At 64.0% G+C, this 23,702-nt stretch carries 21 protein-coding genes and 1 tRNA gene; 17 read left to right on the top strand and 5 right to left on the bottom strand.

What is annotated here, in order from left to right; translation table 11 throughout:
• Positions 1–50 precede the first annotated feature (50 nt).
• Both DW352_RS15460 and DW352_RS15455 read right to left on the bottom strand, forming a co-directional pair.
• On the bottom strand, positions 51–1,217 hold the full coding sequence (locus DW352_RS15460; protein WP_115692174.1) for a CobW family GTP-binding protein: 1,167 nt from the start codon (positions 1,215–1,217) through the stop codon (positions 51–53).
• Positions 1,214–2,506, bottom strand: a complete 1,293-nt coding sequence (locus DW352_RS15455) for a D-alanyl-D-alanine carboxypeptidase family protein (RefSeq protein WP_425374612.1) — start codon at positions 2,504–2,506, stop codon at positions 1,214–1,216. The genes DW352_RS15460 and DW352_RS15455 overlap by 4 nt, the downstream gene beginning before the upstream one ends.
• A gap of 189 nt (positions 2,507–2,695) precedes the next feature.
• Between DW352_RS15455 and DW352_RS15450 the strand changes: the two genes are divergently transcribed.
• Positions 2,696–3,862: an acetyl-CoA acetyltransferase gene (locus DW352_RS15450; RefSeq protein ID WP_115692172.1), complete on the top strand. Its 1,167-nt coding sequence runs from the start codon at positions 2,696–2,698 to the stop codon at positions 3,860–3,862.
• 190 nt (positions 3,863–4,052) lie between these two features.
• On the top strand, positions 4,053–4,967 hold the full coding sequence (locus DW352_RS15445) for a LysR substrate-binding domain-containing protein (protein WP_115692171.1): 915 nt from the start codon (positions 4,053–4,055) through the stop codon (positions 4,965–4,967).
• Positions 4,968–4,971: 4 nt separating this feature from the next.
• Here DW352_RS15445 and DW352_RS15440 read toward each other — a convergent pair whose 3' ends face one another.
• Genes DW352_RS15440 through DW352_RS15430 form a run of 3 tightly spaced genes read right to left on the bottom strand, consistent with a single transcriptional unit; the run spans position 4,972 to position 7,554 of the window.
• Complete coding sequence (locus DW352_RS15440) at positions 4,972–5,742, bottom strand: ABC transporter permease (protein WP_115692170.1); 771 nt, start codon at positions 5,740–5,742, stop codon at positions 4,972–4,974.
• Positions 5,739–6,518, bottom strand: coding sequence for an ABC transporter ATP-binding protein (locus DW352_RS15435; RefSeq protein WP_115692169.1), 780 nt, complete (start codon positions 6,516–6,518; stop codon positions 5,739–5,741). The genes DW352_RS15440 and DW352_RS15435 overlap by 4 nt, the downstream gene beginning before the upstream one ends.
• Before the next feature lie 10 nt (positions 6,519–6,528).
• Positions 6,529–7,554, bottom strand: a complete 1,026-nt coding sequence (locus DW352_RS15430) for an ABC transporter substrate-binding protein (protein ID WP_115694432.1) — start codon at positions 7,552–7,554, stop codon at positions 6,529–6,531.
• Positions 7,555–8,021: 467 nt separating this feature from the next.
• On the opposite strand from DW352_RS15430, the gene DW352_RS15425 reads away from it, so the two are divergent.
• From DW352_RS15425 to DW352_RS15355, 15 genes are all read left to right on the top strand, one after another.
• On the top strand, positions 8,022–9,077 hold the full coding sequence (locus DW352_RS15425; protein WP_115692168.1) for an aromatic ring-hydroxylating dioxygenase subunit alpha: 1,056 nt from the start codon (positions 8,022–8,024) through the stop codon (positions 9,075–9,077).
• Between the two features lie 46 nt (positions 9,078–9,123).
• A complete protein-coding gene (gene putA / locus DW352_RS15420) occupies positions 9,124–12,222 on the top strand; it encodes a bifunctional proline dehydrogenase/L-glutamate gamma-semialdehyde dehydrogenase PutA (protein WP_115692167.1) in 3,099 nt (1,032 codons plus the stop codon).
• 87 nt (positions 12,223–12,309) lie between these two features.
• Positions 12,310–12,654: a hypothetical protein gene (locus DW352_RS15415; protein ID WP_115692166.1), complete on the top strand. Its 345-nt coding sequence runs from the start codon at positions 12,310–12,312 to the stop codon at positions 12,652–12,654.
• 102 nt (positions 12,655–12,756) lie between these two features.
• Positions 12,757–13,140: a phosphoribosyl-ATP diphosphatase gene (hisE, locus tag DW352_RS15410; RefSeq protein WP_115692165.1), complete on the top strand. Its 384-nt coding sequence runs from the start codon at positions 12,757–12,759 to the stop codon at positions 13,138–13,140.
• Positions 13,141–13,194: 54 nt separating this feature from the next.
• Positions 13,195–13,776 (top strand): YqaA family protein, encoded by a 582-nt coding sequence (locus tag DW352_RS15405; RefSeq protein WP_115694431.1) that lies wholly within the window; start codon positions 13,195–13,197, stop codon positions 13,774–13,776.
• A 109-nt stretch (positions 13,777–13,885) separates the two neighbouring features.
• Complete coding sequence (locus DW352_RS15400) at positions 13,886–14,416, top strand: hypothetical protein (RefSeq protein ID WP_162826990.1); 531 nt, start codon at positions 13,886–13,888, stop codon at positions 14,414–14,416.
• A 129-nt stretch (positions 14,417–14,545) separates the two neighbouring features.
• Complete coding sequence (locus DW352_RS15395) at positions 14,546–15,913, top strand: NAD(P)H-dependent oxidoreductase (protein WP_115692163.1); 1,368 nt, start codon at positions 14,546–14,548, stop codon at positions 15,911–15,913.
• Between the two features lie 10 nt (positions 15,914–15,923).
• Entirely contained in the window at positions 15,924–16,436 is a 513-nt protein-coding gene (locus DW352_RS15390) for a DUF1697 domain-containing protein (protein WP_115692162.1), read from the top strand.
• 126 nt (positions 16,437–16,562) lie between these two features.
• Positions 16,563–16,649 (top strand) — tRNA-Leu (locus DW352_RS15385).
• A gap of 312 nt (positions 16,650–16,961) precedes the next feature.
• Complete coding sequence (locus DW352_RS15380; protein WP_115692161.1) at positions 16,962–17,924, top strand: LysR family transcriptional regulator; 963 nt, start codon at positions 16,962–16,964, stop codon at positions 17,922–17,924.
• A 90-nt stretch (positions 17,925–18,014) separates the two neighbouring features.
• Entirely contained in the window at positions 18,015–19,184 is a 1,170-nt protein-coding gene (locus tag DW352_RS15375; protein ID WP_115692160.1) for an acyl-CoA dehydrogenase family protein, read from the top strand.
• A gap of 5 nt (positions 19,185–19,189) precedes the next feature.
• The gene (locus DW352_RS15370) at positions 19,190–20,500 is read left to right on the top strand and encodes an amidase (protein ID WP_115692159.1); all 1,311 of its coding nucleotides are present in this window, start codon (positions 19,190–19,192) and stop codon (positions 20,498–20,500) included.
• Positions 20,497–21,687: a CaiB/BaiF CoA transferase family protein gene (locus DW352_RS15365; protein ID WP_115692158.1), complete on the top strand. Its 1,191-nt coding sequence runs from the start codon at positions 20,497–20,499 to the stop codon at positions 21,685–21,687. The genes DW352_RS15370 and DW352_RS15365 overlap by 4 nt, the downstream gene beginning before the upstream one ends.
• A 74-nt stretch (positions 21,688–21,761) precedes the next feature.
• The gene (locus DW352_RS15360) at positions 21,762–22,760 is read left to right on the top strand and encodes an ABC transporter substrate-binding protein (protein ID WP_210209841.1); all 999 of its coding nucleotides are present in this window, start codon (positions 21,762–21,764) and stop codon (positions 22,758–22,760) included.
• Positions 22,761–22,812: 52 nt separating this feature from the next.
• Positions 22,813–23,697, top strand: coding sequence for an ABC transporter permease (locus tag DW352_RS15355; RefSeq protein WP_115692157.1), 885 nt, complete (start codon positions 22,813–22,815; stop codon positions 23,695–23,697).
• Positions 23,698–23,702 lie beyond the last annotated feature (5 nt).

Raw genomic sequence — 23,702 nt, 5'->3', positions numbered from 1 at the left:
CGTTCGTTTTGCGCCAGCATCAGGCGAGTCAGCTTGTCGCGCAAGGCCGGTCAGCGGCCGCCGAACGGGACCAGCGGGTTGTCGGTGAGTGCGGCGCGGTCCGGGCGGTCGACGCCGGGAACGCCCATGAAGGCGTTGAACAGGTCGCGCACGGTGCGTTCGGGCAGGTCGCGGGTGATGAAGACCAGACGGGTCCGATGGTCGTCGTCCGGCCAGCGCTCGAGTCGGGCCGGCGGGTGGAAAACATGCTGGACCCCGTGCACGACGATGGGCGTGTCCGGCATTTCGGCGAGTTTGACGATGCCCTTCAGGCGCAGCAGCTGCGCGCCGTAATTGGCCCGCAGCAGCTCCAAAAACATCTCCAAGGTCCCGGCCGGGATCGCCTGATCGGTCGCGATGACAAAAGAGCCGATGTGGTCGTCGTGCCGGTTACGGTCGAGGTGGTCGTGATCGTGATGAGCGTGGTCGTGCTTGTGAGGGTGGCCGTGCGAATGCTGATGCGCGTGCGCATCGGCATAGGCTTCCTCGGCCAGCCAACGCTTTACGTCGGGAATCTTGCGCTCGGGATCGTAGAGCCCGCTGTTGAGAATCCGCTCGGCAGTCGTCTCGCCGATGGCGGCGTCAAGGATTGGCGCAGCGGGGTTGAGCCCATGCAGGCGGGCGCGGATACCCTCCTGCTGCGCCGAAGTCGCCATGTCAGTCTTGGTCAGTACGATGCGGTCGGCCATGGCCGCTTGCTTCACCGCCTCCTGATGGGCGTCGAGCGTCGCTTCGCCGTTCACGGCATCGACCACCGTGACGACGCCGTTGAGGCGGAAGCGCAGCATGAGATAGGGATGCGACATCGCCGTGTGCAACACCGGCGCTGGATCGGCGAGTCCGGTCGTTTCGAGCAACACGCGCTTGAAAGTCAGGCGGCGGTTGTCGAGATCGCGCAGCAGCTTTTCGAGCCCGTCCACCAGATCACCGCGCAGCGTGCAGCATAGACAACCGGATTGCAGCAGCACCATGTTGTCGCCGACATACTCGACCAGCAAGTGATCGAGCGAGACCTCGCCGAACTCGTTGATGATGACCGCTGTGTCGGCGAGGGCCGGATCTTTAAGCAGCTTGTTGAGGAGCGTAGTTTTTCCGGCGCCCAGGAAGCCGGTGAGCACGGTGAGCGGAATGGGCACCGGCGGCTTGCGCCGGTTCACGCTATCGTCAGCGGTGGTCATTGATTGGTCGAAGAAACTTTCGGCTTGGCGGGTTTGGCGCCTTGCGCGGGCTTCTTCGCACTCGGCTTCGCGGCGGGTTTGGACTTGTTGTCACCCGTCTGCGCCGGCCTGCTCTCGGGCTTCCCGTCGGTTTTGGCTGCCACCTTCTTTTTCTTCTTGCCCCCGCCGGTCGCAACCTGCGGCACCGCGTCCGGATGGTCGGCCGGCCCGGTGAAGACAGTGATCGGCGGCGTCGTCTCGACCGGCGGGCCGAGCACGAACTTGCCGGCCGCGGGCTTCAAAGCCGACAGCATGAAGGCCTGCCCGTTGCCGCTATCGCCGGTCGCGTTGGCGGCCGAAGCGGCTTCGTCCGGTCCCTCTTCCTCGTTCTCTTCAGAGGGCGGCTTACGGCGGTGGCCGCCGCACATCTCGTCGCGCAGATTGGGCGGCTGGGCATCGATCGGCGCCAGCGCATCGACGGTGCCGAGCGATGGCGTCAGCCAGGTGAGGCCGCCGCTATTGAAGCCACGCTCGAGCAACTGCGCCGCCTTCTGAGCGCGCACGGCGCCCGACCATGCCCCGAGAACGATCGCGATCAAGCGCCGTCCGTTGCGCGTGGCCGACGCGACCAGATTGTAGCCTGAGGCGCAGATGAAGCCGGTCTTCATGCCGTCGGCGCCGGGATAGCGGTCGATCAGCGAATTGTAGTTGCGTATCACCCGGTTGCCGTAGCGGATCGAGGAGATGTGCCAATAGAAATCGTATTGCGGGAATTCGAGGATCAGCGCACGCGCCAGAATGCCGAGATCGCGCGCGGAGGTGACATGGTTCTCCGCCGGTAGGCCGTTTGGATTGACGAAGTGCGACTGCGTCATACCGAGCCGCCGCGCATTGGCGTTCATCTTGTCGGCGAAACCCTCGAGCGAACCGCCGACGCCTTCGGCGATCGCCACCGCGATGTCGTTCGCCGATTTCACCAGCAGCATCTTGAGTGCGTTGTCGACCGTCACGGTGGTGCCGACCTTGAAGCCCATCTTCGTCGGCTGCTGCGCGGCGGCGTCGCGCGTGACGGTCAGCAGTGTATTGAATGTCAGGCGGCCTTCTTTGATCTCACGCAGCACCGTGTAGGTGGTCATGAGCTTGGTCACCGAGGCCGGGTACCAAGGATAGGTCGCATTCTCGGCGTGCAGCACCTTGCCGGTCGCGGCTTCGATCAGGAGCTGGGCTTCGGCGTGGGCCGGCGCGGCAGCGGCGGCGGAGAGGGCGCCGGCGGCGAGGGCCACGAATAGGGCGCGAAGGCGGGGGCTCAAACCAAAGCTCATCGTTCGCGATTCCGGTGGGCTCCCATGCCCGCGCGTGGGGGGAGTTCCAAAGACATTGCTGCTAGGTTATCTAAGCTTCAAAGAAGAGGCAAAGCTGGCCCCGTCACCCTGTGATTTTATGGTGACTGCCGCTCAATCGCCGACCAATACGACCAAAGTTCGGCAGAGGAGACTTCCATGACCGCCGCCATCGTGGGCTGGGCCCATTCCCCCTTCGGTAAACTTTCGGGCGAAAGCGTCGAAAGCCTGATCGTTAAGGTCACGGAACAGGCTCTCGCGGACGCCGGGATTGCCGCCCAGGACGTCGACGAGATCATCCTCGGCCATTTCAATGCAGGGTTCTCACCCCAGGATTTTACCGCCTCGCTGGTGCTACAGGCTTCGCCCGATTTGAGGTTCAAGCGTGCTTTGCGGGTGGAGAACGCCTGTGCCACCGGGTCGGCCGCCGTGCACCAGGGCATCAAGTCAATCGATGCGCGTGCCGCCCGTATCGTGCTGGCGGTCGGCGTCGAGCAGATGACGACGACGCCGGGGCCGGAAATCGGCCGCAACCTCTTGAAGGCGTCCTATGTGCGCGAAGAGGCCGAGGTCGAAGGTGGCTTCGCCGGCCTGTTCGGCAAGATCGCCGGTCTTTACTACCAGAAATACGGCGACCAGTCGGACGCGCTGGCGATGATCGCCGCGAAGAATCACAAGAACGGCGTCGGCAATCCTTACGCGCAGATGCGCAAGGACTTGGGTTACGAATTTTGCCGCACCGAGAGTGACAAGAACCCCTTCGTCGCGGGTCCGCTCAAGCGGACCGATTGCTCGCTTGTGTCCGACGGTGCCGCGGCGGTCGTGCTTGCCGACATCGAGACCGCCCTCCGCATGAAGAAGGCCGTCGCCATCCGCGCGGCCGAGCACGTGCAGGATTTCCTGCCGATGTCGAAGCGCGACATTCTGAAATTCGAAGGTTGCGCGCTCGCGTGGCAACGCGCGCTGGCGAAGTCCGGCCTTTCGCTCGACGATTTGTCGTTGGTCGAAACGCATGACTGCTTCACCATCGCAGAGCTCATCGAATACGAAGCGATGGGACTGACACCGGAGGGGCAGGGCGCAATCGCCGTCAAGGAAGGCTGGACGCAGAAAGATGGCAAGCTGCCGGTCAATCCATCGGGTGGCCTGAAGGCGAAAGGTCATCCGATCGGCGCGACAGGCGTGTCGATGCACGCCCTTGCTGCGATGCAGCTTATGCAAAGCGCCGGCGATCTACAGGTGAAGGATGCGCAACTGGCGGGCATCTTCAACATGGGTGGTGCCGCGGTGGCGAACTACGTCAGCATTCTCGAGCGGATAAAATAGTACCGCCCGATTACTACTTGGCTGATTTTGCTCGCGCGCTGCGTGCGTCATTGGCAATTAGTTGTAGCCCCAACCGTTTGTGGGATGTCAAATTGATCGTGCCGGAATACGTGTTACATTAAGTTACGTTGAAGGAAGTTTTCGTTTCGCGACTTGGCTCTGATTGGCTTGAAAGAAGGACGGGCATCGTATGACGAACATCCCGACCGACCTCCTGCGTACGCTCGTCGCTGTCGTGGATTTGCGCAGCTATACCAAGGCTGCGGCGTTTCTCGGCATCACCCAGCCGGCTGTTAGCGCGCAAATCAAACGGCTGCAGTTCCTGTTGGGCACGGACCTGTTCGATCGCCGTGTGCAGGGCGTCAGCCTGACGGCACACGGCCAATCGGTGGTTTCGCAGGCGCGCCGGCTTCTCTCCATCAACGATCAGATCTTGGCGCTTGGCGTCCGCGGCACGGAAAGCAAAGCCGAACTGCTGATCCGCATCGGTACGCCGAGCGATTTCATCGCCTCGTACTTGCCGGACACGCTCGCCCGCTTCCGGGCGCGCTGGCCCGACGTGCGCTTCAGCGTCCGTACACAGCCTTACGACCCGTTGGTACGCCAGCTTCATAACGGCGAGATCGACGTGATGGTCGCGCAGACGATGGCGCCACCACACGATGCTCGCCACCTGGTCGAGCAGGAGGTCGTGTGGGTGCGTAGCCCCAGCATGCGCTTCGATCCCTCCGATCCCGTGCCGCTTGTCTCAGGCGGCGACTCATCGACCTACCGCCGGTTGGCGGTTCAGATGCTGCGCGAAGCGGGATTGCACTGGGAGGATGTGTTCACGAGTCCGAGCATGTACAGCCTGAGCAACGCGGTGGCCGCCGGTCTTGGCGTGATGCCGATTTCGCGCCGCCGTGCGAGGGCGGTGGGCTTGCCGGTCTGGGAGGACACGCCGCTGCCCATCCTGCCGCCGCTCTACAGTGGCATCTATGTGCGCGAGGGCGGTGCCCGCGCCAGCTATGAGCAGCTGGCCGACGAGATCGCGAACATGCTCTTTGGCCCGGCCAGCGCTCAGTTATCCAACGGGTTTGCCCGGGCCCACGAATCCGCAGCCTGACGCATCAGTTCTGGCCGAAGCCGGAACGCTGCGCCCAGCCGGTCATCCGCTTTTCGAGGAAGGCCATCGCCGCATACATCGCGATGCCCTCGATCGCGAGCACGACGAGCCCTGCGAAGATCAGCGGCACTTGAAATTGCGCCTGCGCCTGCAGCATCAGGTTGCCGATGCCGTAGTTCGAGGCAACGCTTTCCGAGATCACCGAACCGACAAACGCGAGCGTGATCGCGATCTTCAGCGAGCCGAAGAAGTAAGGCAGCGTACGCGGGATGCCGACCTTGCGCATGATGTCGAGCTTGCTCGCGCCGAGTGCCTTCAGCACGTCTTCAAGTTCGGGCTCGATGGTCGCCAACCCCGTCGCGACGTTCACCACGATCGGAAAGAACGAGATCAGGAAGGCCGTGAGCACGGCCGGGATGAAGCCGATGCCGAACCAGAGCACCAGGATCGGAACCACCGCGACCTTCGGGATGGCATTGAAGCCGATCATTAGCGGGTAGAGGCCCGCGTAAATCGCGCGGGACCAGCCGACCAGAAGTCCGAGCAGCATGCCGAAGCCCACCGCCAGACCGAAGCCGATCATCGTGGTTTCGAGCGTGATCCAGGAGTTGCGGATGATCGGCCCGGAATAGTCGACGAAGGCCTGCGCGATTGCGGTCGGCGGCGGCAGGAAGAAGACGGGAATCTTGAGGATGTAAACAGCCGCTTCCCACACGACGAAGAGGCCGACGGTGAACAGCCAGGGCGAAAGGCGGATGAGCAGGGACTGCTTCATTGGCGCGCCTTCACGATGTGCGCGCGCAGTTCATGCACGATGTCCTGGAATTCCGGTGTGTACGTGACTTCGAGATCGCGCGGTCGTGGCATGTCGATTTTGCGTTCCACCACGACGCGGCCCGGCCGCGCCGACATCACGAACACGCGGTCAGCCAAGAACACGGCCTCGCGCAGGTCATGCGTGACGAGAATGACGGTGATTTTACGCGACGCATGCAGATCGCGGATGACGCACCACAGCTCCTCGCGCGTGAAAGCGTCGAGCGCGCCGAACGGCTCGTCCAGCATCAGGAGCTGCGGCTCGTGGATCAATGCCCGGCACAAAGATGCGCGCTGCTGCATGCCGCCCGAGAGCTCCCAGGGATATTTCTCGCCCTGGTCGCGCAGGCCGACCGAGGTCAGCAGGTTCTTCGCGCGGGCAACGTATTCAGCGCGTTTGCGGTGCAGTTCGCGCCGGTGCGGCTGTACGATTTCGAGCGGCAGCAGCAGATTTTCGAGCGTGGTGCGCCACGGCAGCAGGGTCGGCGCCTGGAAAGCCATGCCGGCGATCTTGACCGGGGCGGTTACACGTTCGCCGGCGACCGTCACCGTGCCAGCCCGCGGAAACTGCAGGCCGGTCGCGAGCTTCATCAAGGTCGACTTGCCGCAGCCGGACGGGCCGACGACTGCGGCAAACTCGCCCGCCTCCACTTCGATCGACAGCCCCTCAACCGCAAGCTGATTACTGGCACCGTAAGCGTGGTCCACGCCTTCGAGCGCGACGAAACCGGTCATGAGCGCGCCGCTATTCGAATTTGCGGTCGGCCGCGGCCGGAAGATACGACGCGTCGAAGATGTCGTCTGCTTTCGGTGGCGCGTTCTTCCACTTGTAGGTCAGGCCGATCTGCTCGATCGCCTTGGTGAAGCGGGCTTCCTCGATGCCGCCATAGCCGTTCTTCTTGACCTCGGGCGTGACGATGTTGTCGCGGATCGCCATGTTGAGCCGCTCGAGCTCGACCGATTTCTTGGCCACGTCGTTGCGCTTGATGACCGAGTCGACAGCGGTCGATGGCGACTTCACCGTCTCCTTGATGCCCTTCACCAGGGCGCGCAGGAAAGCCTTCACCACCTCGGGATTGTCCGCGGCGTACTTCGGATTAACGATCACGGCGTTGCCGTAAAGGTTCACGCCATAATCGGACATCAGCAGCACCGTGATGTCGTCGACCGGTACGCCCTTGTCCTTGAGGTTGATGAACGACGAGAATGAGAAGCCGGTGATGGCGTCGACCTGGCCGGCGGCCAACATCGGCTCGCGCACCGGGAAGCCGACGTTCTCGATCGTCACCTTGGAGGCATCGATGCCGTTGGCCTGCACGAAGATCGGCCATTGCGCATACGCGCCGTCCGGCGCGGGCGCACCGAGCTTCTTGCCCTCCAGGCTCTTCGGCGTGGTCACGCCACGGCTCTTGCGGCCGACGATAGAGAAGGGTGGGTTGTTGTAGAACATGAACACCGCTTTGAGCGCCACGTTCGGATTGGCGTCGCGGAATTTGATGAGCGAATTGATGTCGCCGATGCCAATACCGTAGGTGCCCGAGGCGACGCGGTTGATTGGTTCGAGCGAGCCGCCGGCGGTATCGATGGTAACGTCGAGGCCCTCGGCTTTGAAATAACCGTTGTCGATCGCGACGGTGAACGGTGCCGCGGGGCCTTCGAACTTCCAGTCCAGCGAGAATTTGACCGGTGTTTGGGCCTGCGTGGTCCCGCTGACCAATGCGGCGGCGACTGCCAACCCGGCCAAGCCGGCGATACGCGTCACGATGCTCATCTTCATAACCTTCTTTTCCCGGCCCGCCGCCGACCCGATGTCGCCCGCAAGCAGCCCCGCAGATCCTACTCAGCCGGATGAATATGTTAGCAAGGAGTGTGCCGTCCAAAACGGCAGAGCTCCTTGAGCGTCTACGATGATCCTGCTCAAAAACTGGGCGCTATGCCAGCTTTCTAGTCGTTCGCCCGAAGGGCGGATACCGAAATTCGCCCAGCGCCAACCGCATCCTAGCACGAGCCTTGCTTCGACCGCAGGCGGAAGCGGATAGTAAGTCATTAAGAAAACAGGACAGAAGCGGCGATGATCGTGATGGACGCTGGGGACGGCCCTGTACAAGCGCCTGCGCTGCGTGTGGGAAGGGCGTGCCGGTGGTCCCGGCCTGAGGCCGGTCGGCAGTGCGTGCGGCAAAACGGCGCGTGTCCCCAGGGTACTCGCATGGCTTTGGTGGCGGGCGGTAGGTGAGGGCGATGAGCGAGACCGGACAATTCGTGCGCAACGCCTGGTACGTCGCGGCCTGGAGCAAGGAGGTCGGCCGGGCGTTGCTCCCGCGCACCCTGCTCGGCCAAAACCTCGTCCTCTATCGCAAGCAGGATGGCACGCCGGTCGCGCTGACCGACCGTTGCCCGCACAAATTGGCGCCGCTGTCACGAGGCGAACTGATCGGCGATCTCGTCCAGTGCGGCTATCACGGCATGCAATACGACGGTGCCGGGCGTTGCGTGCACGTTCCCGGCCAGCCGCCGATTCCCCCGGCGGCAAGGGTGCAAAGCTATCCGCTGGTCGAGAAGTATAATCTCTTATGGATATGGATGGGCGACGTCGCTCTCGCCGATCCGGCACGCATTCTCGACATCACGCATTACGGCCGTCCCGGCTGGGGGCTGGTCGATGGTCAGTACCTGCACATCCGCACCAACTATCTCAACCTGACCGATAATCTCGTCGATCCGGCGCATACGTCCTACGTGCACAAACGCACCATCGGCAATGCCGGCGGTGCGGATGTGCCGGTCGAGCTTGAGCACAACGACACGCGCGTCAGCGCCTTCCGCTGGGTCGAGGACAGCGAACCGGTGCCGATCATGCGGACGTTCGGCAACTTCACCGGCAATGTCGACCGCTGGCAGTACTATCACCTCCTGCTGCCGACCAATTCCTACGTCGACTTCGGCGCAATTTCGGCAGGGGGGCCGCGCGATGAAGCCGGCAAGGACAGCGGCTTCCGCTCCTTCACCTTCAGCCTGCTGACGCCGGAAACGGCGGCGAGCACGCATTACTTCTGGCTGCACCTGCGCAACTACGCTATCGGCGCCGCCGAGGTGGATGCCGATATCGCGCGCCTTTACCAACTCACCTTCGAAGAGGACCGCGACATCCTCGAAGCGATCCAGATCGAGCAGGACAAGACCGGCGTGATCGAGTTCGTGCGGTTGGCGATCGACCGAGCGCCGCAGCGCGCGCGCATGCTGATCCAGCGCATGATCGACAGCGAGCATCCGGCGCCGAAAGTCTCCGCTGGCTGAAGTAACGCGCTAAACTGACGGCGGCCGAATCCCGGGAGCCGCCGTCATGCCGTCTAACCGGCCCGATCCATTTTTTCGCGCGCCTTACGCGCCGCCGGACGAGACCATTGCCGCTGCCCTGATGGCGGAGGCCCAAAGGTCCGCCGAGGCCGAGGCACGCATCGACAACCGCACCAAACGGTTGGTGGGCGCAATCCGCGCGCGCACCGCCGGCGGTCTCGGCGGGGTCGAGGATTTCCTGCACGCTTACTCGCTCTCCACCAAGGAGGGCTTGGCGCTGATGGTCCTCGCCGAGTCGCTGCTGCGCGTGCCTGACGTCGAGACAGCGGATCGCCTGATTGAAGACAAGCTCAAGGCCGGCGACTGGTCGCATCACGATGCCCGGTCGCGGTCCCTCCTGGTCTCGGCGTCAGCCTGGACGCTTGGGGTCACCGCCAAGGTCATCCATCCGGGCGAGACGCCTGAAGGCATCCTCGGCACGTTGGTCAAGCGCCTTGGCCTGCCGGCGGTGCGTGCGGCGACGCGGCAGGCGGTGCGGCTGCTCGGCTCGCATTTCGTGCTCGGCGAAACCATCGGCGATGCGCTTCATCGTGCACAGCGCCATCCCGAGTTTCTCTACTCGTTCGACATGCTGGGAGAGGGCGCGCGGACCGCGGACGACGCCGCGCGTTACTTCGACGCTTACGCGCGGGCAATCGATGCGATCGGGGCGGCAGCCGATGACACCGCTGGATTGCCGAAGCGACCGGGTATCTCGGTCAAGCTGTCGGCGCTGCATCCGCGCTATGAGGCGCTGTCGCGCGAGCGTGTGCTCGGCGAATTGCCGCCGCTGCTGCTGTCGCTGGCGCAACGCGCCAAGCATCACGAGCTCAATCTCACCGTCGACGCGGAAGAGGCCGACCGGCTCGAATTGTCGCTTGATGTGTTCGCGGCCGTGCTCGCCGATTCGAGCCTTGCCGGCTGGCACGGCTTCGGCCTCGCTGTGCAGGCCTATCAGAAGCGCGCCGGCGACGTGATTCATTGGCTCACGGCAATGGCGAAATCGCTCGACCGTCGCCTGATGGTGCGTCTGGTCAAGGGCGCCTATTGGGACGCCGAGATCAAGCGCGCGCAGGAGCGCGGGCTGCCCGACTATCCGGTGTTCACGCGCAAGGCGATGACCGACCTCAGCTATACGGCCTGCGCGCGCAAGCTGCTCGCGGCGCGACCGTGGCTTTATCCGCAGTTCGCCACCCACAACGCACTCACCGTCGCCAGTGTGATCGAGGACGCCGGCGGCATCGAGGGCTACGAATTTCAGCGCCTGCACGGCATGGGCGAGGCGCTCTACGAGGCGCTGCTCAAGGAAATGCCCTCGCTCACCTGCCGCGTCTACGCGCCGGTCGGCGGCTATTCGGATCTGCTCGCTTATCTCGTCCGGCGTCTGCTCGAGAACGGCGCCAACTCGTCCTTCGTGTCGGTCGCCGCCGATTCCAAGGTGCCGGTGGAGACCATCTTACGCCGGCCGCAGAGCTGGATCGGCCAGCCCTCGCGGGCGCGACATTCGCATATTCCGCTGCCGCGCGATCTGTTTGTGCCGGTGCGCGGCAATTCGACGGGCGTCGAGTTCGGCGACAGTGCGGCGCTCGCCGATCTGTTGGCCGAGATCGCGGCCGCGCCAACGCACGTCGATGCCGCACCCTTGATCGACGGCGTCGCCGTACCGGACCGCCAACGTGATGTGATCTCACCCATCGATGGCGCCGTGATCGGCACCGTGCAGGAAGGCGACGAAGCAATCGTCACATCGGCCATGGCGGCGGCACGGGCGGGCTATCCGGCCTGGAGCGCGACCCCTGTCGAGACACGCGCCGCGGCGCTCGAACGCGTCGGCGATCTGATCGAAGAGAATCGCGGCCGCTTGATCGCGCTGCTGCAAAGCGAAGGCGGCAAGACGTTGGACGATTGCGTCTCGGAAGTGCGCGAGGCCGCCGACTTCTGCCGCTACTATGCCGCCGAGGCGCGGCGGACGCTGAAGCCATGCATGCTGCAGGGCCCGACCGGCGAGAGCAACGAATTGCGCTATCGCGGGCGCGGCGTCTTCGTCTGCATCAGCCCGTGGAATTTCCCGCTGGCGATCTTCACCGGTCAGGTGGCGGCGGCGCTCGCCGCCGGCAACGCCGTGGTGGCCAAGCCCGCAGAGCAGACGCCGCTTGTCGCATTCGAAGCCGTGAAGCTGATACATGCCGCCGGGGTGCCGGCAAGCGCTCTGCATCTGGTGCCGGGCGACGGCAAAGTTGGCGGCCTGCTGACAGCCGACCCGCATGTCGCAGGCGTCGCCTTTACCGGCTCGACGGAAGTCGCGCGTCTCATCAACCGCGCGCTCGCCGCCAAGGATGGACCGATCGCCGCTTTGATCGCCGAAACCGGCGGCATCAACGCGATGATCGTCGACGCCACCGCCTTGCCCGAACAGGTCGCCGACGACGTCATCACCTCCGCGTTCCGGTCGGCCGGCCAGCGCTGCTCGGCGTTACGGCTGCTCTGTGTGCAGGAGGAGATTGCCGACAAGGTGATCGAAATGGTCACCGGCGCGGCGCGCGAACTGACCTTGGGCGATCCGCGCGACCCGGCGACGCATGTCGGGCCGGTGATCGACGCGGAAGCAAAGGCAAAGCTGGGCGATTGGATCGCCGCGATGGACAGCCACGGCGCTCTGCGCTTCCGTTGGGACGAGGACCGCGCCTTGCCGCAAGCCGGCACGTATGTGCCGCCGGCCGTCATCGCGCTCGATCGCGCCCGCGACCTGAAGCATGAGGTGTTCGGGCCGGTGCTGCACGTGGTGCGCTGGCATGCCGACGAATTGGAGCAACTGCTCGACGATGTCGCCGGAAGCGGTTACGCGCTCACGCTCGGTATTCATTCGCGCATCGATGCGACCGTTGCTCACATCGCCACCCGCCTGCCGAACGGCAATGTCTATGTGAACCGCAACATGATCGGCGCCGTTGTCGCCGCGCAGCCTTTCGGTGGCAGCGGCTTGTCGGGAACGGGGCCGAAAGCGGGCGGGCCGAACTATCTGCATCGCTTCGCGCTTGAGCAGGTGGTGACGGTCAACACCGCGGCAGCCGGCGGCAATGCATCGCTGTTGGCTGAGGAAGAGTAGCGACCTTTCGCCGCGCCAGGAGGCATACGGGCGGGCAAAGGATTGGGCGCTCCTGGGCGTTGAATTTACAGAGCCAGGAGGCATCACATGAAAATTCTTCGAAGTTCCATTGCCTTTGCGGTTGCCGGTGCCATCGCGCTGACCGCGATCAATATCGCGCCGGCGCAGGCCGCGTCGGCCAAGCAGCCACAAGCAAAGCCGGCGGCGACATTCGATCTCAGCGCACGCAAGCGTCACTATCATCGCCATTATCGCAATGACCGGGCGGCGTTGCAGATGTTCGGCATGGTTGCCGGTACCATCGCCGGTATCGCCGCCGCCGAGGAGTCGCGCCGCTACTATCGCCGCGGCTACGGCTACTACGGCGACTACGGCTATCCGCCGCGTCCGCCGCGCTATTACGGTGGCTACGGCCCTTATTACCGCTATTAGGACGTCACGGCCGGCCGGACGGTAAGCCTAATCGCGCTTTCGGGGCCGGTCCGGCTGGCCCGTTAACCGGTTTGCGCGCGCCTGTGGCGTATTCTCGTGCGCATGACTGATTCGGTCGCTCGCCTGTACGACGCCGTCATCGCGATCCGGGATACCAATCCGGAAAAATCGCGCACCGCGCGGCTTTTGCGCGCAGGCCCCGCCAAAATGGCCAAAAAGCTTGCCGAAGAGGCCGTCGAGGTGGTGATCGATGCCCTGCACGGTCAGCCTGAGGCGGTGGTCAGGGAAAGCGCCGATCTCCTCTACAATCTCGTGGTGCTCTGGGTGCACGCCGGGGTTCACCCGGACGACGTCTGGGCTGAAATGCAACGGCGCGAGCAGATGTTCGGCGGAATTGCCGAAAAACTGCCAAAGGATTTGGTACAAGGCGCCTCGCGTCGTAAGGTCGTGGCCCTGGAAAGCAGGCGCGTCCGCAAGCGCCGCTGAACCGGGTTTTCCACGAGAGTTCCAATGACCGTTGACGCGACCGCGCCGCGCTCCCTGCTACGGCGCTTGTACGACTGGGCGATCGACGCGGCCCACAAGCCGCACGCGATGTGGACCTTGGGCGCCATCTCGTTCGCCGAAAGTTCGTTCTTTCCCCTGCCGCCGGACGTGATGCTGATCCCGATGTCGCTGGCCCGTCCGCAGCGCGCCTATGTCATGGCGCTGTGGTGCACGGTCGCTTCGGTGCTCGGCGGCTTGGTCGGCTACGCCATCGGCGCGTTGCTTTACGACTCGGTCGGGCTCTGGCTGATCCACCTCTATGGGTACGCCAATAAGGTCGAGGCCTTCCGGACGGCTTATGCCGAGTGGGGTGCGTGGATCATCCTGCTCAAGGGCCTGACGCCGATCCCCTACAAGGTGGTGACCATCACCTCCGGCTTCGCCGCCTACAATATCTGGCTGTTCCTGCTGTTCTCGATCATCACGCGCGGCGCGCGGTTTTTCATCCTCGCCTTCCTGCTGCATCGATACGGGGAGCAGGCGCGCGAAATCATCGAGAAGCGGCTGGGTTTCTGGGTCACGATCGGCGCCGCGGTTCTTATCGCCGGCATCGTGGCTGCGGTATACTTGATCTAACCGAATCGCCTCCTCATTTTCGCCACCCGAGCGACGTAATTCGGGAGCGCTGATGCAAAGGCGATGGGCGGCTAATCGGTCAGCTTCTCCGGCCAAGAGTCTTCCGGCCATGAGCGACAAAGGGCGATTGATCGCAAGCACCCGACAGGCGGCGGCGATGGCCGTGGTCGCCGGATTTTTTGCGGCGTCGGCCGCCGTGATCGCCGGCGCTCAGGAGAGGGCTCCGCCCGCGCACGAGGATGGGTTTCTCGCAGCTGCCGGCCGCTGGTTCGACGAACAGTTCGGCAAAGTCGGCTCCGGCTTCCAGGATGCGCAGAAGAACGTCGAGACCTTCGGCCGCGAGGCGGGCGTCGCCGCGACGACCACGGCTAACGGCGCCAAGGAGGCGGCCGATGCGGTTGCCCGCATTCCCAACACGAGGACGGTGAGCGGGCGCGAGACCTGCCGCGTCGCCCTCAATGGCGCGCCGGATTGCATGGCCGCGGCCAATGCACTCTGCCGCAACAAGGGCTTCGGCTCAGGCAAGAGCCTCGACATGACCACGGCCGAGGTCTGTCCACCGCAGGTCTATGCCAGCGGTCGATCGAGCGGCCCTGGATGTAAGACCGAGACCTTCGTTTCCAGCGCGCTGTGCCAATAAAGCTTGGCGCTCGCCGCTAAGCCTACCTGCTTCATCTTGTGCTTCGCCTTCGTTCACCGCGGCGCTTGTTAGACTTGCGTTGCTGTGTTTCGCTTCCCTCAACAATCAAAAGCTGAGGGAGCGAAACCAATGAATCTCCACGCCAAGCTTTTGGAACGGGAGGCGGCCGGCAGGCCGGTGACCGTCGGCGTGATCGGCGCCGGCAAGTTCGGCACGATGTTTTTGTCGCAGGCGCGGCTGACACAGGGACTGCACGTCGTCGGGGTCGCGGATCTCGACGTCGCGCGCGCCAGAAGCCAATTGGCGACGGCCGGCTGGCCGGCCACGCTCTATAGCGCATCGTCCGTCGCCGATGCGCATGCCAAGCGGACCACATGGGTGACCGACGATGCGCTCGCGTTGATCACCGATCCGCGCATCGAAGTGATCGTGGAAGCGACCGGCGTTCCCGGTGCCGGCATCGCGCATTGCCTGAAGGCAATCGAGAACGGCAAGCATATCGTCATGGTCAACGTGGAAGCCGATGCGGTCGCGGGCCCGTTGCTCGCCCGCCATGCGAGGCAGGCGGGCGTCGTCTACTCGCTCGCCTGGGGCGACCAGCCGGCCTTGATCTGTGAACACGTGGATTGGGCGCGCGCCGCCGGTTTCAAGGTGATCGCGGCCGGCAAGGGCACACGCTACGAGCCGCATTATTACCAGTCCAATCCCGACAACGTCTGGGACATTCTCGACAAGTATCTGAACATATCCGACCGCAAGTCGATCAATCCGAAGATGTTCAACTCCTTCGTCGACGGCACCAAGTCCGGCATCGAGATGACCGCCGTGTGCAACGCCACCGGGCTCGTGCCGCAGTCGCACGGCTTAAGCTTCCCGCCGGCGACGCGCTTTGAACTCGCGGATGTTTGCAAGCCGAAGTTCGCCGGCGGCATGCTCGAAATGGCGGGCGTCACCGAAGTGACGTCCTCCGTCTATCGCGATGGCCGCGACGTGCCGCACCATCTCGCGCTGGGCACGTATGTCGTGTTCGAGGGCGAGACCGACTACGCGCGGCGTTGCTTCAAGGAATACGCGATGCTGCCCGATCGGAGCGGCCACTACGCCGCGCTCTACCGGCCGATCCACATGATCGGCCTCGAGCTCGGCATCTCGGTCGCAAGCTGTGCGCTCAGACACGAGCCAACCGGCGCGCCCACCGGATTCCGCTCCGATGTGGTGGCGACGGCCAAGCGGGCGTTGAAAGCCGGCGAGATTCTGGACGGCGAGGGCGGCTTCTGCGTCTGGGGCAGGCAGACGCCCGCGGACGTGTCGCTCGACAACGGCCTGCTGCCCTTGGGCCTCGCGCACAACGTCAAGCTCAAGCGCGATATCCCCGAAGGCGGCGCGTTGAAATGGTCCGATGTCGAGGTTGACGCAGCCGATACCGCAGTGAAAGTCCGTCGCGAGATGGAGGCGGCGTTCGCACGGCGCAACATCGCCGTCGAGGCCGCGGTGTGAGACGACGGCAATGACCGCCTATGTTGCTCTTCTGCGCGCCGTGAATGTCGGCGGCACCGGCAAGCTGCCGATGACCGAGCTGAAGGCGATGTGCGAGGCCGAAGGCTTCGCGCAAGTGCGCACCTATATCGCCAGCGGGAATGTCGTGTTCACGGCCGCTGCGTCCGAAAGCAAGGTCAAGGCCGCGCTCGAGGCCCGGCTGCATCGGTACGCCGGCAGCCCGGTTCCGGTGGCGATCCGCACGGCGCGGGAAATGACTGCGGTGTTGGAGGGAAACCCATTTCCGCATCAGCCGGCGAACAAGACGGTGGCGATCTTCCTGGACGGCAAGCCGCCCAAGAACGTGTTGGCGGGCGTCAAAGGCCAGGCCGACGAGGAGATCGAGCTCGGTGCGCGCGAGCTCTACGTTTATTTCCCGAGCGGCCAAGGTCGGTCGAAGCTGAAAATACCGGCGGCGCAGGCGGGAACCGCGCGCAACATGAACACCGTCGCCGCCCTGGCCAAACTCGTTCTCGGCCTCTGACCGGGGACTGGGACGGCCATTTTCCCGAGGCCGAGCGCCGATTTTTCGCTGCCAGGGCGCCGGGAGCCCCTTCCAGGCGTTGACCCCGCGCGTTCCCTGGCTATGATCCGCGCCCGCGCTCAGATTGCCCCTGTGGCGGAATTGGTAGACGCGCCTGACTCAAAATCAGGTGGTGGAAACATCGTGCTGGTTCGAGTCCGGCCAGGGGCACCATTCCTGAACAGATTGACGAACAGGGGCAGCCGAGTCCCGCCCGGTCCCAAGGCGGACCGGATGTTGTCGTTCGGCCTCATGATCCGGATGGTGCGGTCGGAGACGATGATCTTGTCGACCACCGGCTTTCGGCAACGTGCCGGTTGGCTCTTAGAGACGGTCAAATCGTCAATGTCGCCGGTAAAAGCCGAGAGCGGAGCGCATCGACAAAGGCTGTATCCGTTGCCCGATGAAGAGTCAGTTGCCGTTCAGCGATTGTCGAAAAGGACGTCCATTTCGGTATGATCGGTCGGAAGGTGACGGGATAGAAGAATGCTGTATCACGACCTGCAGAGCCTGCGCATATTCCTGACAGCGTGCGAGATGCGCAGCATGAGTAAGGCGGCCGAACGCTTGAATGTCGCGCTGTCCGCGGCCAGCCGGCGTCTGAGCCTCCTCGAGCAGGAAATCGGCGCCCCGCTGATCGTCAGACGTCCGCACGGTATCGAGCCGACGGCCGCCGGCATCACCGTGATGAACTACGCGCGCGACGTCTTGCGCCTCGGCGACAAGCTCCAGGTGAGCATCGACGAACATCGCTCAGGCATTCGCGGCTATGTGCGTGTGTGTGCGTCCAGCTCCGTGTTGGTCCAGCGCTTGGCGCGCGATCTGTCGAACTTCGTGCGCGAGAATCCGCAGATCAAGCTCGATCTCGAAGAGCGACCGAGCGATTCGACGATATCGGCGGTGCTCAACAAGGAAGCGGACATCGGCGTCATCGTCGGCGACAGCCCTGTCGACGGTCTCAAGATCATCGACTACTCCGGCGACCGCCTCGCTGTTGCGCTGCCGAAGGACCATAAACTGAGCCGCCGAAATGCACTGCGGTTCGCCGACATTCTCAATGAAGACCTTGTGGCGCTCGAGAGCGGGACGGCGACCCACCGCCTGTTGTCGTCGCGCGCGAACGCCACCGGTCGGCCCATGAAAGTGCGCGTTCAAGTGCGCAGTTTCGAAGTCATGTGCCTCTTGATCAAGCAGGGGCTCGGCATCGGCATTCTGCCGGAGCTCGCCGCGCGGCCCTTGTCGCAAGCGCTCAATATCCGGTTGGTGCGGCTCGCCGAGCCCTGGGCGCGGCGGGACTATGCCATCTGCGTGCGGGCTTTCGAGAACTTGGAAGCGCCGACCAGCCGCTTGATCGACTTCCTGACGGCGTCGGTGGCCGAAGAAGTTGCGGATGATGAAAAATCCGCCAGGCGGACGCCGCGTCGTGCGGCCGCGCGCCGCCGGAAGTGATTTCGCTATTCTCGAAATCAGTATCACGGAAATTGACATTCCGCGCCCGCCTGACGCCGCTTATCGTTTCCGCGGTGGAACGGGCACTCTATGGCATTTGAAATCCCCCTTGCCGACGACCATCGCGACTTGCGCGATGCGGTGCGTAGCCTTTGCGCGGACTTTCCGGCCGAGTACTGGCGCCGTGTCGATGACGCGCGCGCCTACCCCGAAGCGTTCGTCACGGCGCTGACCGCCGCCGGCTGGCTCAGCGCGCTTATCCCCGAAGAGTACGGCGGTTCGGGCCTCGGCTTCACGGAAGCGTCGATCATCCTCGAAGAGATCAACCGGGCCGGCGGCAACTCAGGCGCCTGCCATGGCCAAATGTACAATATGTCGACACTGCTGCGCGCGGGATCCGCGGAGCAGAAGAAAGAGTATCTGCCGAAGATCGCGAGCGGCGAGCTGCGCATTCAGTCGATGGCGGTCACCGAGCCGACTACAGGCTCCGATACCACGAAGCTGAAGACCACGGCCGTGCGCAAGGGCGACCGCTACGTCGTCAACGGCCAGAAGGTGTGGACGTCGCGGCTGCAGCACTCCGACTATATGATCCTGCTGGCGCGTACGACGCCGGTCGATCAGGTGCGCAAGAAGTCCGAAGGCTTGTCGGTCTTCCTGGTCGATGTGAAAGCGGCGCTTGCCGGCGGCATGACCGTGCAGCCGATCCGCAACATGGTGAACCACGAAACCAACGAGGTGTTCTTCGACGATGTCGAGGTTCCCGTGGAGAACCTGATCGGCGAGGAAGGGCAGGGCTTCAGATACATCCTGCAAGGGCTCAACGCCGAGCGCACGCTGATTGCCGCCGAGTGCATCGGCGACGGCTATTGGTTCGTCGACAAGGCTGTCGCCTACGGCAATGAACGCAAGGTGTTCGGCCGGCCCATCGGACAGAACCAGGGCATCCAGTTCCCGATCGCCCAAGCCTACGCGAATATCGAGGCGGCAAGCCTGATGCGCTACAAGGCGGCCTGGTTGCACGACAACGGCAAGCCCTGCGGCGCCGAGGCGAATATGGCGAAGCTGTTGGCCGCTGATGCATCCTGGCAGGCGGCCAATGCGTGCCTGCAGACGCATGGCGGCTTCGGCTTTGCGGCCGAATTCGATGTCGAGCGCAAGTTCCGCGAAACGCGGCTCTACCAAGTGGCGCCGATTTCGAGCAACCTTATCCTGGCCTATCTCGGCGAACATACGCTCGGATTACCGAGGTCTTACTGACGATCATGGTCGCAAGCGCACGCTTTCCCGATTGGTCGTCGCTCCCGGCGGGCGAGCGGGAGGCTGCCATCGGGCGGGCGCGACTGCGGCTGAAGACCATCGGCCGCAAGCTGAATGCAACGGCGCAAGAGATCGATAACGGCTTCGACCCCGCCGGGCCGCTCGCGGGTCTGCCCTATGTTGCGAAGGATATGATCGCGACCGGCGTGACGCCGCCGAGCTGCGGTTGCGCCGCGCCGCTCGAGCCGCTCGGCAAGCCGGCGGCCATCATCGAGCGCCTCCGCCGCGCCGGTGGCTGCCTCATCGGCACGGCTGAGATGACCGAGCTTGCCTATGAGCCTTCGGGCATCAACAGCGTGCGCGGCAACGTGCTCAATCCCTGGAACAAGGACTTCGTGCCCGGCGGGTCGTCCAGTGGCTCGGCTGCGCTGGTGGCGAGCGGTTGCGCTTTTGCGGCGCTCGGTTCGGACACCGGCGGCTCCGTCCGCATTCCGGCGCATTGCTGCGGCGTGACCGGCCTGAAGCCGACATGGGGCGTGCTGCCGCTTGATGGCGCAATGCCGCTGTCGCCCAGTCTCGACACCATCGGCATTTTCGCGCGCGGCGCGGCCGATCTCGCGATGGTTTGGACCGCGCTTTTCGGTGAGGCCGCCGCACCATCGGCGCATTCGGCCATCGTATTGGAAGATGCGTTCGGCGAAAGCGATGCGGAGGTGACGCAGCTTTGCCGCGACGCCATCGCGCGGTTCGGCCTACCCGTCGCCGGACGTGGCGGCTTCCCGAAAGAGGCCGACGAGCGCGTGCTGCTGGTGATGCAGGGCGAGGCTGCGCGGGCACACCGCAACCGGCTCGACGACGTGCGTGTCGACGCGACCTTGCGCAAACGGTTGGCCAAGGGGCTTTCGATCGACGACGATGCGTTGGCGCAATTGGTCGCTGGCCGCGAAGCGGCGCGACAGCATTTCCTTGAAACGTTTCTGGGCGAGGCGGCTGTCGCCTTCATGCCGGTGATGCCCATCAGGACGCCGCGCGTCGCGGAGACCGATCCGACATCGCCGGACTTCAAGGCGCGGACGCTGTACGCCATGAGCCGGTTCACGCGCTTCGTGAACTATCTCGGCCTGCCCGCGCTCGCGCTTCCGGTCGGCTTCGATAGCAGGGGAATGCCTGTCGGCCTGCAAATCGTCGGCCGGCCGGACAGTGAGCCATTGCTGATCGCGCTCGCCACGTCGTTCCAGATGAAGACCGATTGGCACGGCCGCATCCCGGCCGCCATCGCTTCCGATATCGCTGCCGAGAAAGGTCTTGCCGCGTGAGTTCGCATGTGTCCCCGGCCTTGGCCAATCTGCGCATTCTCGATCTGACGCGTGTGCGCGCCGGTCCGACGTGCTGCCGCGTCTTCGCGGATTTCGGCGCGGATGTGATCAAGATCGAAGCGCCGCCGGGCGTAGACCCCAACGAAGGCATGAGCGGTGCGCGCGACGGCTCGGATATGCTCAATCTGCACCGCAACAAGCGGTCGATCACACTCAATCTGAAGACGCCGGCGGGCCTCGAGGTCTTCAAGCGCTTGGTCGCGACGGCCGACGTTGTCGTCGAGAATTTTCGTCCGGACGTCAAAGAGCGCCTCGGCATCGCTTACGAGGACCTCAAGGCCGTCAATCCGCGCATAATCCTGGCGTCGATATCGGGCTTCGGCCAGAGCGGTCCCTATCGCACGCGGGCCGGCTTCGATCAGATCGCCCAGGGCATGGGCGGTCTGATGTGGGTAACCGGCTTGCCGGGCCAGGGACCGGTGCGTGCGGGGATTGCGGTTGCGGATACATCCGCCGGTCTTTACGCCGCCATCGGTATTCTCGTCGCGCTCGCCGAACGTGAGCGCTCGGGCGAAGGACAGTGGGTGCAATCCTCGCTGTTGCAGGCGCAGATCGCCATGATGGATTTCCAGGCGGCGCGGTATCTTGTGGAAGGCGTCGTGCCGCAGCAAGCCGGCAACGACCATCCCTACTCGACGCCGATGGGCGTTGTGCGCACGGCCGATGGCTTCATCAACATCGCCGTCGGCGGGCAGGGACAGTGGAAAGCGTTCTGCGTCGCCATCGGCCGGCCGGAGCTCACGGACGATCCACGATACGCCACCTTAGACTTGCGCTTCAAAAATCGTCCGTCGTTGAACACGCTTCTCGCCGATATCTTCGCGACACGAGCATCGCAGGCGTGGCTGGAGGCGCTTGAGAAAGCGGGCGTGCCAGCTGGGCCGATCTACAAGATGGACGATGTGTTCGCCGACCCTCAGGTGCAGCACCTCGGCATCGCGACGTCGGTGCAAGGTGACGATGGCAAAGAGGTTACGCTGGTTGGACAGCCGATCGGGCTGTCGCGCACGCCGGCACAATTCAAAGCCCTGCTGCCCGAGGCCGGCGCCGACAATGATGCTGTCCTCGGAGAACTTGGATTCGACGCGTCAGCGATCGAAGGTCTGCGCAAGGAGCATGTCATCTAGACGACGCTTCCACGCGGGTCGGTTTGGTACTGAAATTGCTTGCAAGTCTCGCATTCGTTTGACGGAGGGTGACCATGCAATTCTCTAAGAAGCTTGTGACGATGTTTAGTCTCGTGGTGGCGGCAGTGGGAATGCTGCCGCTACGTGCCAACGCGGTCGGTCCGGAACCGGCGCCGCTCTCGCCGCCGGTCGAGCTGACCGTGGGTTATCAGAAGGTTGGCCATCTCGCGCCGATGATTTTGATCGCCGACGACCTCAAGAAGCTCGGTGTCAATCTCAAGCTTGTTGAATTCGTCCGCTATGCCGATGCGCGAACCGCGCTGCTCGCCGGTTCTCTCGACGTTGCCTCCGTCGGCCCCGCGGACCTCGCGATCGCGCTTGCGCAGGGCTCGACGAACGTCGTCGGGCTGATGGGTGTCGGCTCGTCGCTCAAGTACGTGATCGGCCGCAACGGTGTGAAGTTCGATTCGTGGGACGATCTGAAGGGTAAGAAGATCGCCATTGCGCCGGGTTCTGCCGTTTGGTTCCAGTTCGCCGCGACGCTCGTCGAAAAGAACATCCCTTATAACAGCTTTCAGGCGATCAACATTCAGGGCGGCGGCGCGAACTTCGATCAAGCGCTCAAGAAGGGTGAGGTCGACGGCATCGTCACTTGGGAGCCGTTCGAGTCGATCCCGGTGATGGACGGTTACGGCTATTTCGCCAAGAACCTCGAATACGGTTCTTCGAAGGCGGTCGGCGCAGAGCTCGGTCTGTTGGTCGCCTCCAAACAGGCCGTCGAGAGCAAACGTGCCGCGGTGGAGCGCTTCGTGTGGACCTATCTCAAGACCCAGGAAGCGCTAAAGAAGGATCCGAAGAAGTTCGCCGAAGCTTATGCGCAACTGTCCGGGATGGCGCCGGACATCGCGGCGAAAGCCTCCGCCGTGATCACGCTCGGCGAGGTCGTTTCGCCGGACCAGATCAAGCGTCAGGCAAAAGCCTTCGCCGATCTGGGCGTGATCCAGAAGGACGTCTCGGGCCAAGTGGACTCCGCCTGGGATGCATCTTTCGTCGAGAAGGCGCTGGGCAAGTGAGGGCGGATCGCGCCACTTGCCCTTCAGGGGCCGGCGGAGGAGCATAAGGCCCATGTCGAGCCCGAGCGAGCCGGCACGCGCCAGCACCCCGGCGAGTCGCGAGATACCCGCGCCTCGCCTCGGGCTTTCGCTCGCGGTCGCACGGAGCATCCAGCAAGGCGTGCTCGCCGTCATCCTGCCGGTCGCGGTGATCGCGATCTGGCAGATGGCCGGGCATGGCGGCTCGCTGTTCGGCGGCGTCCTGCCGACGCCGGATCGCGTCTGGAAAGCCTGGGTTGTATGGGCCTTCGGTCCGAGCGGCGGCTTCAATGCGTATAGCGGTACTTGGCTTGCCAATTTGCTGTTCTCGGCCGAGCGCGTCGGCAAGGGCTTCATCAGCGCTATCGTCGTCGGCGTGCCGGTCGGTATCGCCATCGGCTGGAACAGGCTTGCGTCGGGCGCGCTCGATCCCACGATTCAGTTGTTGCGGCCGATTCCGATTACGGCGTGGCTGCCTTTCTCGATTGCCATCTTCGGCATTCAGGATGTCGGCGCGATCTTCCTCATATCGCTCGGCGCTTTTTATCCGATCGTAGTCAACACCGCCCAGGGCGCGCGCGACGTCGAGCGCAATCTCATCCGCGCTGCGCTGATGATGGGCGCGAGCCGGTGGACCGTGTTGCGCCGTGTCGTGCTGCCGGCCTCGCTACCCTCGATCTTCACCGGTCTGCGCATCGGGCTCGGCATCGCCTGGACGGCGGTCATCGTCGCGGAAATGGTCGCGGTGAAGTCGGGCCTCGGTTACGTGCTGTGGGACGCCTATTACGTCGGCCGCATGGACGTGGTGATCGCCGATATGGTCTCCATCGGCCTGCTCGGTTTCCTCAGTGACTACATCATCGTGCAGATCGAGCGCTGGGTCCTGACGTGGCGCCGCCTGCAATCCTTCCAGGCGTGAGCGGC

It is taken from the genome of Pseudolabrys taiwanensis, from assembly GCF_003367395.1.
Taxonomy (GTDB): Bacteria; Pseudomonadota; Alphaproteobacteria; order Rhizobiales; family Xanthobacteraceae; genus Pseudolabrys; species Pseudolabrys taiwanensis.
This window is presented reverse-complemented; position numbering and strand designations above follow the sequence as displayed.